Consider the following 11,961-nt stretch of genomic DNA (forward strand, 5'->3'; position numbering starts at 1 on the left):
TTTGCTTTGCATAGTGTTCCTTTGCGTTCACAAATTTAGATATATATCTATTAAATGCAAATATTTTTAGACATTTTTCTCATTTTATATTACCGTGATAGACAGAACAATCGACAGACTTGTTAAATACCTGGAAACCAAAGACATAAGGCCGTCTGTTGCTGAGAAAAATTTGGGGTTAGCTAATGGATATATACGAAATACGGCTAAAGAAGACAGGCCGGGATCGATAGGAAGTGATATTTTATCTAAAATAAATGATCATTTTTTAGACATTAATCTAATTTGGTTAGTCACTGGAAAAGGGGAGATGTTAACGGACAAAAAACATGATACCCCCCCTACAGCTACAGAATTTTACCCTCAAAGCACCGATATTTATACTAGTACCCCCCCCTCTACACAGGGGCAAAATGTCCGTCCAACTGTCCGTCCAACTGTCCGCCCAACTATAAAAAGTGTAAGCCCAACTGTAAGCCCAACTGTAAGCCCAACTCTCAATTTTGGCCTTCCACAGGTGGTAACGGTAGATACAAAAGGGCTAAATACGATCAGCCTGGTTAACATCAAAGCAAGGGCTGGTTATCTCAATGGATATGCCGATCCTGAGTATATCGAAACCCTACCATCGTACAGTTTGCCAGGGCTAAATAACTCCACTTACAGGGCATTTGAGGTAGAGGGCGACAGTATGAAACCGACGCTGCATAATAAGGATATTGTGATAGGGGAATGGGTAGAAAGTTTAGACCGAATTAGGGATGAACGTGTCCACATCGTAGTAACAAAAAACGACGGAATTGTGGTTAAAAGGCTTTTAAACCGCGTTTCTCAATACGGTTACCTTATTGCCAAATCGGATAACCTGGAGAACAGAGACCAGTTTACGCCGCTGGATATCTACCCTGAGGACGTGATCGAAATATGGTTCCCTAAGCTGTATATCAGCTCGCACTTTGCGGCACCAGGCGATACGTATAGGCGCATCTCCGACCTGGAGGTGGGCATGCACGAAATGATGAAATTGAGGGAAGAGTTTCTGCAATTAAAGCAGAGTTTAAACGGTATTTAACGGGTATTAAACACCATCAAAGGAGGCGCCAACCTACAGCGCCAAAAATACAAGCAAAATACAAGCAAATGTAATTGTCGAATTAAATCGCCTTTTGCACGAAATAGGCTAAAATCCTTGTTTCTGTGCAATTGAGCGCGATTTTTCGCACGGGGTGGAATAGTTCATTTTGGTATAAATGGAATACCCCCTATAATCTCTTTCAATGGTGTATTGCCTGTGTAATCAATAAATACCTTGTCGTCTGTATTGGAAATTATGCAAATGCTCCATTCATTAATATTTGAGTTTTTAGACTGATCTTTAATATACTCGCTTAATGTCGCATTCCTGATGCTTGGCTGTTCGGTTTTAAAAGCGTCAATGAAATTACAAATTGGACTGGCATCCTGACCTGGATAAAATAAATATCTTACTTTTCCTTTTGTTACTTGCCTATTCGGCTTTTCAGGAAACCCAATAGCAGAAATTAAGTCTTCTAATGCTTTATAGTTATTTTCAATTGCCTTTTTTGTCTTAAGTAATTGATAGGTTTGAGGGTTGGTTCCAGAAAATGATATCTCAATGTTCTTTGAGAAATTAAGTTTAGCTAAACTTGTAATCGTCATTAGTCCATGATGATTTCTCACTTTTAATCTGAAATCCTTTGGACGTTGATGCGATGCTGTCATTTCGTCAAAATCATTTCGCATCTCTTCGGTTGCCATCGTAATATGATTGAACCATTCAAAAATCTGTTCAGTGGTGTATAACCTACATAAATCTACATATCCAGGGCGATAGCCAAACCAGCGACCCATTTGCATCAACGAATCGTACATTTTTGTAGTTCTCAGGTAATAGCTTATAGACAAGCCTTCTAACGTGATGCCTCTAGACAATCTACTTCCACCCACTGCAATCACAGATAAGCCTTGCTCGTACCGGCCGTAATCAATTTCCTCAATATTGTGATATTCCAAATTTGTTGTAGATCGCGTGCCATGGACAGCACGAACATCAATTTTTGATGCTGCCTTTTTTAACTCCTTCTTAACTTCTTCCCAAGAATGTTGCTTAATTCGAATGTCTTTGTAATCCAGGTTGTTTAAGATATTGTCAGTAGTCGGAACAAAGTCGGTTTCGTATATTATTCTCAGTTCTTTTAAGATGCTTTTGTCTTCACTATTGATTGCATTTGCAAATTCTTTAGCTTTTGCATTTACCAAGTAAGCAACTCTATCAATCCATTTTACTAGCAAAGCCACGTGAACGAGCATTGAATTATGTTTTTTTTCATGCCCTCTCAATCTACGAATTGCACAGGTTAAAATAAATGATTTTATTGCTTTTTCTAGGCTGGGTGGAAGATAATCTGGTAATTCTTCTTTATTAGATTTATTTATGGTCTTGAAGAAAGGCGGATCAAAATCATCGATTTCTCTGAAAATATCCAAAGGTTCTTTTTCTTCCCCGTTAACGTTTTCAAATCCAAATACTTTTGCGGCACCAAAGTAATTTGTTGGTGCTTTAATGTTGATAATAAAATCTCGCGGAAATAAATCTTCTCCGATTTTATATTCCTTGTTTTTTACAACTGTTTTTAATTCATCATTATGCTCTTGTGAGATAAACAAATTTGCATAAGGTGTAGCAGTATAGCCTATGAAAGTGTTTTGGTTGAACAAGTTTAGCAGTGTTCTGATTAATCGATTGATGGTCTTTATATCTTCGATACTTTTTGAAGCATTTACTGACGCAGCATCAGCTTCGTCATCAATAATTAAAACGGGAACGTTGAAAAGTTTTGGCGAGCCATTCACAATTTTTGCATTCACATCTTTTGCAAACCAATCTATCAGGTTTTCAAGAATGCTTTTATTTTTCTTGATTACAAATACTACTGGGTTTTTACCAATAGGAATATTTAATCTGTTTGCTATAGATTGACTAAAATCTCCTTCGTCATTATTTTTGTAATACGATGAAGTTAACGAGTAGATGTCGGTATTTACTTTGTATTTACCAACCCCGATAATTTTATTTTCTCCTTTGTTATTGATAAATGCAGAACTATTTCTACCAATATACCCTGAATCTATCCTTTCTTGTGTCTGTCTCCTTAAAGAACTAATTGTTCCGGCAATTACAATTATAACTTTATATCCAGCATCCGTAGCTTTATTAATTAATCCCACGTAGTTAGACGTTTTTCCAGATTGCACGTGGCCCACTACCATTCCACGTCTATCCCAGGAATTACTGTCTCTAGGATTTATACACTTGTCTAATATTTTGTCGGTAAAATCATCTAAATCGTTAACCGGAAAAGACGGGTCGTTTTCTGCCATATAAAGCTTGTACCTATTCCATAGTTCAAAATTGATATTTGCTTTTTCATCATTTAACCAAGGAGTTACGTCTTTGTCATAAAGTTCGGTAATTGCTCCTTTACCAATGCTGAAATCAGCACGAAGAATTTCAAATAATTCTTGCTTATCTAAAGTTTGCCCATCAACAATGTTGATAGCCGATGCTTTTTCAATAACATTTAATAAAATGTCATCGGTAATCTCTCCTTGGTGTAATGCCAATAGTGTATGCGAAATTGCTCTCGCAGATTGTAATAAAGTGCTCATTTTAGATAGTCGTCAATTAGTGGAAATAGATTAAAAGGTGTAGAGTTCATCAATTGTTGCTTAGCTAAAGATTCTGGAATTCCTTGTGCCAGATAAATTTTATAAAGTTCTACAGCTAAACTGATAAGCTCGTCGCTAGGTATGTCGTTATGCTTTTCTAACTCGTGAAAAGCAGGATCTTCATTTTGGTTGCTTAATATCAAATCGATAGGAACGTTATCTTCAAGTAATTTTAAGGCTTTGGTTAAAAGTTTGTTTTTTTCATTAAGTAAGGAGTTGATAATTGGATGTTTTTTATTGATTTTATACTTCTTTATTCCATTTCGAGTTACTTCATCTTTCCAAAGAGGCTCATAGCTATGTTCTGTATATGCTGTTAACGTTTTTTGTCCGCGCCAATTATAAATTTTTGCAGATTTCATAACTGCAATTTTTGCAATTCTAGAAAGCTCTCTTCTGATTTCAATAGGAGGAGTGGCGGTTGATTTTTTGATGTCCAAGTTCCAATTAAAATCGTTGGCATTAGAAAAGTTTACTGCAATACGTGACAGCTTGGAATAATCTCTTTTCTTCTCTAAGCCCAACCAATCGCCTGCTACCAACAATCTGTCTCCTCTGTAAATATAAAATCCCTGTTGTTGAAACCAGCCTAAAGCACCTCCAGATTTTTCATAATCTTCCTTTCCTATTTCTGACATGTGTGGTAAAATGAAATAGGTAATTTCTACATTACCAAAAGTCTCTGGTAAGCCCATTTCTGGCTTCGCAGCCAGATTTAATAGAAAGGGGTTAATGGGTTCTAATTCTTCATTTTGAAAATAAATTTTAATCTTTTTTGCTTCAATAAATTTATGGAAAACGAGTGCTAAGTGCGTTCTTACTATTTGCATTTCTTGGTAAAATGCATTTTTAACTGCTTCATTATTTATATCGGCATTGCCAACTATTCTATCTAATTTTTCCCATAGAACTAAAGTGCCAGATTTTTGGTTCTCAATAATATCTAAAAAAGAGCTTTCCGAAACAAAATCTAAAAGAAACCATTCATTTTCGTCATTGATAAAATCGATATCCCAACAACGTTTGATAAGGTTATAGTTTTCTTTTTTAGTAATACATGTAAGCCGCTTACATTGTGAAAATGAAGCGGTTTTTAAACCCATCCCAAATCTTCCTAAGTCTTTCTCGTGCCTTTCTTCTTCAGGGTCTTTACTTCCAGGCGTCATAGCTATCACCAATTCTTCCTGATTCATTCCGCTGCCATTATCCAGGACAGAAATGAAAGAGTTCTGTCCCTTCCATTGGTATTCAATACGAATTTCATCAGCACTTGCAGAAATGCTGTTGTCTATAATGTCAGCTATCGCTGTAGACAGGTTATAGCCAAAACTTCTGTAGGAATTTATGGTAGATTTTGGTTTTGGTTTTGCAGTTTCGGCGATATAGTTTTTCATGGTGATTGATTAGATGTTCGTAGCCTTCATTTATTATTTTTTATTTTGTAAATAATAGTTTTTTCTGCTCCTTTAGTAAAACGTTTAGTATCCCATCTTGAAGGATGTATATACCAACATTGGTTAATTTTTAGCGACTGTGATACTAGTGCAGCCGATAATGCTTGAATTTTATTGCCACTTAAAGCGATCTCAAAGCTGAAATTCTGATTTATAAAATAAGTCTGATATTGTAATGCTATGAATTTGATAGTTTCATCTACCGAATCTTCATCTATTTCATGTAATTCACAATTATTAAACCTCGTTAAAGCAATGTCTGCTGCTATTCTTGCGAGTCTATTTCTAGATGAGTTGCCTTTTGGGATTATAATGATAATTCTGTCAAATTCTCTTTCATCTAACAAAGAATATAGCCGCTCGTGTTTAGCTGATGCGAACGCAACTAAAACTCTACGTATCGAATAATTCGTTTCGACAGGAAGCAGAGGTATGATTTTATAAGGGCCACCTTCACCCTTTAGTACTTCAGATATAGATTTTAATATCGCTGTTTTATCTTCAGATTCTTTGCTTTTGTCTAAGATATTGGTAATATCTTCATTTAGTGGATAATATTTTTTTGCTTTGGTAAGTGCTATACTTATTTCACCATTTTTGTTTAAGCTGTTGGCTACAAGCTTAAATATAAGGGATTGCGGTATTCCTGTGATATCTAATAAGGTACTTGCCTTTACAATTGATTTTTTTAGATCGAATGCCGTATAATTAACCTCAGAATATTTTAAGTCAACTTTGGTGGCTAATTTTTTTATACTTTCCTTTTGTCCGATCTCGTCAAATTCTATGAAGATTGCTGGGATTGCCTTTAATGACAGTAGATTTTTTGCGGATGCTAATGTAGCCTCCTCAAATCCGTAAGAACTGATGTAAGTCGATATTTTTTTTATGGCAGAAAGTGAAATTTCTTGAGGGTATATTAACGGAAGCTTGTCCATTAAAAAAGCGAGATTATCTTCATGGTTTTTCTTATTAGTTTCTGGGAACTTAATGTTATCAAATAAATTTGTTTGATATCCTTTATCTCCTACAAAATTTGTTTCTTCGGAATCTAACGCATCTACTTCAGTATAAATAGTATCTTTAGCCAAATTTCTAATTAATATCTCTTTTCCATTTTTTGGATTACTCAACCATTTTTCTAAAGCTTCTCCAGAGAGCTCAAAACGATCGCTCTGAGAGAGGCCAATGTGTTTGTTGAGGCCATATATCTTACGAAATGTTAATTTATATTGTTGTTGAGGATTTAGACCTTGCCTATTAGTCCTCGAGGCTTCAGGCCCACCGGAAAAATTGAAAATTCCTGCGTCAATTAACTCCCTAACCTGTTTGTTTTGCTCATGAATATTCCCACTTGAAATGTTGATAAAAATAGAAGAATATTGCCTCAATCTCAATTTATTAGCAGTTTTACTTCGTTTATATGATTGTACCAAAAGATGATGTGCAGCTTCCGCAAAGGATTCCGCAAAATCAAACAACTTAGTACTCCTTCTATTTATATCAAATATTCTTGAATTACATAATTCAAGATATGATTCATTTTGTGCTTTAGGGCTTATAGGTAAAGGGGTATTTTTTTTCCAGTTTTTTAATATTTTTTCGTATAGTGTTATTATATCACCAATATCGCCTACACATACACCAGCTATAGCCGTTATACCATGGTAAATTGTTTTTTTTGAAGATGATTTACTTTCTGTGGCTATCGAAATAGCGATATTTTGAAGAGTTTGGTTGCCTAATAAATCGCTTGGGGAGATGTTCTTGGGATGCCCTGAGTGATAAAGTGAACGTTTAAATAATATCTTTTCAACAAATGCTATGCCTTCGTTTTTGTTTGAGTGAATTTTATCGTTAACCTGTTCTCCTAAATCAAATATTTGATAATCCCTTCCTACTCTTGCTTGTTCAATATTGCCTGGCGAATTTATTACCATTTCCAGTGTTTGTGCTTCAGTTGTGAATTTAAAAGCACAAACTTCGCTTTGAAAAAGTAGTGAAGAAACCAATGAAATAATATTTTGATCATTTAAAAATCTAGTAGAAACATCATCCAATAGAAAGAGTATATATGTACTAGACCAATTATGGGAGCAATCTCTTATCGCTTTTGCTAGTTCATTAAAGACTATAGCAGGATTAGAAGATATTTTTAGATTTTGCCCTCCTTTACTAAGAATATTTAAAATACTTACTAGAGACTTTTCAATCTCATATTCAGATGTTGTTTGATTAAATGGTTGGCAATTGCTGATATTAGCTTCCACTACTTCGGCTATAATTTTGAAGGCATCAGACTTTATAGCATTAGAATTGAGTTCTCTCAAGTGTCTGATCGCATTCAAGGCTTCGAGGGAATAGGCTACAAAAAGCCTCTCGAATGGAGAATTTAAAGACTGCTCGTGTGAACCTAAGCTATCTAGCAGCCTAGTACATGATACGTAGATTCCTAAATAATTGTCCTTACGTAGTCGGTTTAAAATATTGGATTGCTCCTTTTTTTCCGTTTCATTTTGTGGTGTTGCTCTCGCATGAAATTGCAATGCCCTTATTAACATAGTCTTACCGCATCCCCTCATACCTGTTATAACTTGGGGACCTCTACTCGTAATTTCAGAAATCCACTTATCTTCATCATCGACTAATAGGTAAGGAACAAACCAAGGAGAAAGGGTTTGAGCGTTATAAGAATCTTTGAAACTCCTTAGCTCAAATGGATCTTTCCAAGGAGATGTAACCTGAGTGAAAACCTGCCTGATATGTAAAATTACTTCATCAAAAGAAAAGACACGTTGACTAGATACAGATGGAAATATTATTTTGGCTCGTTCCTCCAATAATAAAGCTAGGCGAAAATCTCTTTCTTCTGAAGTATTCGGAGAATCTAGAATTTTTTTACTTAAAATTTCTAAAATTTTTGCAACCCAATGCAGATCTCCTAATCTGTTTTTTTCTGGGTCGCTTTGAGATTTACTCCCAGAAGATCCAAAGTCAATTACATATACTTTTATAGCTCCGTTGATTTCGCCAATCCTGTAATTATTTTTCTTTAAGTCACTTACAATTAAATTGCCAAAGTGTAAATCATTATGAAAAAGATTTCTTTTATGTAATTCATCAAGAATTCGAAGACAGTCTATAGCAATTTGTGCTATTGTCTGTACGGGAATTAAAACAGTCGAATGTATATAAGATTTTAATGTTTGTCCCTCTATATAATCTAATATAGCAACATAACAATCGATATTTTCTCCATTTTTGAATTCAATTATTTCGTCGAAAGCATCATCTACATTTGCAATATGATCAGCTTCAATTGCCGCTTCAACGTGTGTTCTACACTCATTATAAAAGTCTTTCTCAAAAAGCTGGTAGATTTTTTTCGGAACGATTTTTAGAACAACTTTTTTTGTTCTGATCTTAGTATCTCTTTCGGCCAGGTAAGTCGCGCCATAAAACCCTCTTCCCAATGGTTGGACAATTTTATACTCATTTATTATTTCAGGCATAAAATCTTCTAATAAAGGAAAACCATATGGTAAATTACACTCAGGACATTTGTCATCAAGTGATTTTTCCGCATAGTCATCTTTTTTAGGGTGTAAGAAGCATGAAAACTTGTCTTTCATGGATAGATTGATTGAGTTTGTATATTATTAACCAAGGGTCTCTTAGATATATTTTTTACAAGATTGTAATTGGATATTAAATGATCATTTTTATCTATACTTTCATTATTATTACTTGCCAACTCCCAAACTCGGCCGAGCTGAGATATGCTATTATAAAAAAATAAAATTTGTTCATAGTCTGAAAGTTGTCCTCTTATTATCCGTGTATAATTCTTTTTTTCATCCGGTGAAAGTTCAGTATTGTAATGTACAAAACAAACAAGTTGATATAGATGACGATAATAGTGCCCTAGCCTAAATCGATGGCCACCGTAATACTTAATATAGTTGTCAGGATAATAAGCAGATTGATTATTATATCCATAAGCTAAGTCGTTATTTGGCGTTTCATCATTTTCACAGTCTTCCCTTTCTTGTGCTATAGCTTCATAATTATTGAAGAATTCATTGTCTTTAATTAGAGCTTTCCATGTTTTATGATATTTCGAAGATCCAGAGGGTTTCATTCTATAAAAGTCAATAATAGCATTCACGAATGAATTTTTATACTTTGCATTTAATATTTCAATTATTTCCTCCTTTCCATTTTTTCCTACACCAAAAAATAAGACTAAGTAACACACATCCATTTTGGCCAACAGTATATAGTCATTTATATTTCGATCAATAATAGTTTTGTTTTCCTTTAACTTATTTAAATATTCGTTTTCGTATATATCAGAAATAGATAATTTGTAATGATTTATGTATTCGTCGAATTCTGTAAAAGCAAATTCCAATTGTTTATGGGCAACAACGAAAAAGTGTCTTGATTTAGCTATTTTACTCTTATTTTCAATATACTCGAATTCTATTTCGCTAACATTGTCTCTGTGAATTCTCAGTAATTCGAAAAATCTGCTCTCATTTTGGCTCTTCGCAAATTCATTTGCTTGATTATTAGAACTTTCTCGTTGAGCTGTCAGCGTTTTATATAAAAGTACAATACTGATAGCGGCAACCAATGTGCCAACTACGCCACCTATAAAATCACCGACTTGTCCCGTCGCACTCATATCTAAATCTCCAATTCCATCAAAAATTTCATACCTTTTAGCTATTATTTCAAGGAAACTTATGGACAGCATAACGCAGAATGCGCAGAGTAGAAATATTAAAATAGTCTCTTCGTCGATTTTTCTTATCCATAAATATAATGCTACCGAGATAGTAATAATTAAACAAAAAATTATGCTGTTCATTTTTGAGGAGTGTTAGTTTTCGATGTAACTCATATGCTGTATTTCACTATCTAGGTAGCGCTTTCTAATAGCAGTTGGTAATAATTATAATAGTTGAATTGAGAATAAGCAACAATAATGGTTTCATTTCTTCATTGCAATTTGATATCTATGTTTTGAAGAGTTCTATTCGCTATGCATTCAGATTAAAATTCTGTTATTTTTATAAATAATTTTACTACCATGGAAAACTTAAGAAAAGGTCTTTCAGACATGCTGTCTCTCATTGTGCCAAAAGAAAACGGCAAATACTATACTTGGGGCGAAATTGCTATTGGGGGAATAATGTTATCCTTTCTGGTTTTTACTATTTCATTACTTCCCCGTTAGGTTTTCTCAAAGGAAATGTAAATCGCTGTTCAATAAACCCCATATTTCTTAGCCGTTACAGTATTATTTACTTTTCTTAAATTCTTCTACTTTACTATTACTCCAATCGCTTGGATGCAATAATTCTCTGATATCGACTCGCAAGAATTCGGCGATCCTATTTAAAGTTCCAAGTGGTGGCTGTTGTTTATTATTAACCCATCTCGATACTGTCGACTTTTTAACTTCTAGGAATTTAACTAAGTCTTTGTTACCTGCTTTTTTTTCTTTTAAAACCTCGCCAATTCGATTGATCATAAAATTATTTAAATAAAAAGTTGCTTTTATTAATCAACTTTTATATATTTGTTATCAGTTATTTATAGCGACAAATTGAGTTGGGGATAACCTGGCTTTAACGATGTCACTCATGAACGAAAACCGTCAAACTTTCTGCATGAGCCGACCGTGAGTTCGCCGTATCTATTGGATTTTGTTATCTTCGTGATACCTTATATTCAATAGGGCGGACTTCATGTTAGTCTTTTGCAGAACTCAAGCTTCGGCTTGAGCGGTTCTTGACGGTACCACGTTCAAAAGCATTGGAGTCCGCCTTATTGATTTCTCACCAATCTGGTTTCCTTTTGCTTTTGGGGTACATCGTTTTACATAAAACTACCGTTTATGAAAACGAACAAATTAACCGCCATCAATTGTGATCACTTCGGGGAAGTGGTAAAAGATTATTCCCTACAACTCTTGTTAAAGAACGTTATTTGTTCTCCATCGTAGTGCAGGCCAGCATTACCAGGTATAAAATAGCCCGAAAGAGCAGAGGCTAGGTGTGATGAGAGCGCACAAAGTCCCCGGTGGGTTAATTTAGCTTGGTACCAGCCCTTAATTGCTTTTTAGGCAAGGGTGCTACAATGGTGTTTCGCAATCACAAGGTAAGCATCTTTTTCCTCATTCGCAATACGGTTTCCCGTAGCTGCCTCTTTGAGGCGGGGGGCTGGTTTTTGCCTTTTTTTTTAACGCAATGGCAGGCATTTCGCCGCTAAGCCATTTTTCAGCTAAAATTTTAATCCTGTACCATGAAACCTCACCATCGTTACCTGCCGCTTTTTTTTCTTTGCTGGGCTTTTCTGTATAGCCCCATTGCGGTACTGAGCGTTTGGCCGGTGGGCAGTAACGCGCCAAAGCCAGCGGTAAGGCAGGCATCACAGCATACAGCCGGGGAGAAGCCAGTGCCTGATGATTTTACCTGTTTCTGTACGGTTTACGGCAGGGCGGCCTGGGGTTTAAATTGTAATGTGAATTTTATGGCACCTTTTTATTTAACCGATAAGGCGGAGGCGGGTTATGAAATTAAGTAACTATTACCCTTTTAACAGGCTGTATGCCTTAAAGCCGAAAAACCCGGTATAGTGGTTGGGCGGTGCAGGGGCTGTTGAAAGGGTTTTTATTGAGGCAGTACCAATTTGGTTCCCTGCATTTTGTTCCTTTTTTCCGATCGAACGATCGGGATTTTCTTAA

7 protein-coding genes are annotated in these 11,961 nt (G+C 35.2%); 2 read left to right on the plus strand and 5 right to left on the minus strand.

Features of this window, described 5'->3' with window-relative positions:
* The first annotated feature begins 94 nt into the window (after positions 1-94).
* Positions 95-1,072, plus strand: coding sequence for a S24 family peptidase (locus tag GGQ60_RS03010; protein WP_183759906.1), 978 nt, complete (start codon positions 95-97; stop codon positions 1,070-1,072).
* 164 nt (positions 1,073-1,236) lie between these two features.
* Here the strand turns inward: GGQ60_RS03010 and GGQ60_RS03015 are convergent, their stop codons facing one another.
* The 5 genes from GGQ60_RS03015 to GGQ60_RS03035 form a co-directional block, all read right to left on the minus strand.
* Positions 1,237-3,690, minus strand: coding sequence for a Z1 domain-containing protein (locus GGQ60_RS03015; RefSeq protein ID WP_183759907.1), 2,454 nt, complete (start codon positions 3,688-3,690; stop codon positions 1,237-1,239).
* On the minus strand, positions 3,687-5,144 hold the full coding sequence (locus GGQ60_RS03020; protein WP_183759908.1) for an ATP-binding protein: 1,458 nt from the start codon (positions 5,142-5,144) through the stop codon (positions 3,687-3,689). The genes GGQ60_RS03015 and GGQ60_RS03020 overlap by 4 nt, the downstream gene beginning before the upstream one ends.
* Positions 5,145-5,170: 26 nt before the next feature.
* The gene (locus GGQ60_RS03025) at positions 5,171-8,836 is read right to left on the minus strand and encodes an ORC-CDC6 family AAA ATPase (protein ID WP_183759909.1); all 3,666 of its coding nucleotides are present in this window, start codon (positions 8,834-8,836) and stop codon (positions 5,171-5,173) included.
* The gene (locus GGQ60_RS03030; protein WP_183759910.1) at positions 8,833-10,080 is read right to left on the minus strand and encodes a putative phage abortive infection protein; all 1,248 of its coding nucleotides are present in this window, start codon (positions 10,078-10,080) and stop codon (positions 8,833-8,835) included. The genes GGQ60_RS03025 and GGQ60_RS03030 overlap by 4 nt, the downstream gene beginning before the upstream one ends.
* 432 nt (positions 10,081-10,512) lie before the next feature.
* Positions 10,513-10,746 (minus strand): helix-turn-helix domain-containing protein, encoded by a 234-nt coding sequence (locus tag GGQ60_RS03035; protein WP_183759911.1) that lies wholly within the window; start codon positions 10,744-10,746, stop codon positions 10,513-10,515.
* A 773-nt stretch (positions 10,747-11,519) separates the two neighbouring features.
* Between GGQ60_RS03035 and GGQ60_RS03040 the strand changes: the two genes are divergently transcribed.
* Positions 11,520-11,801, plus strand: coding sequence for a hypothetical protein (locus GGQ60_RS03040; protein ID WP_183759912.1), 282 nt, complete (start codon positions 11,520-11,522; stop codon positions 11,799-11,801).
* Positions 11,802-11,961: the final 160 nt, after the last annotated feature.

The organism is Pedobacter zeae, assembly GCF_014196715.1.
Lineage (GTDB): Bacteria > Bacteroidota > Bacteroidia > Sphingobacteriales > Sphingobacteriaceae > Pedobacter > Pedobacter zeae.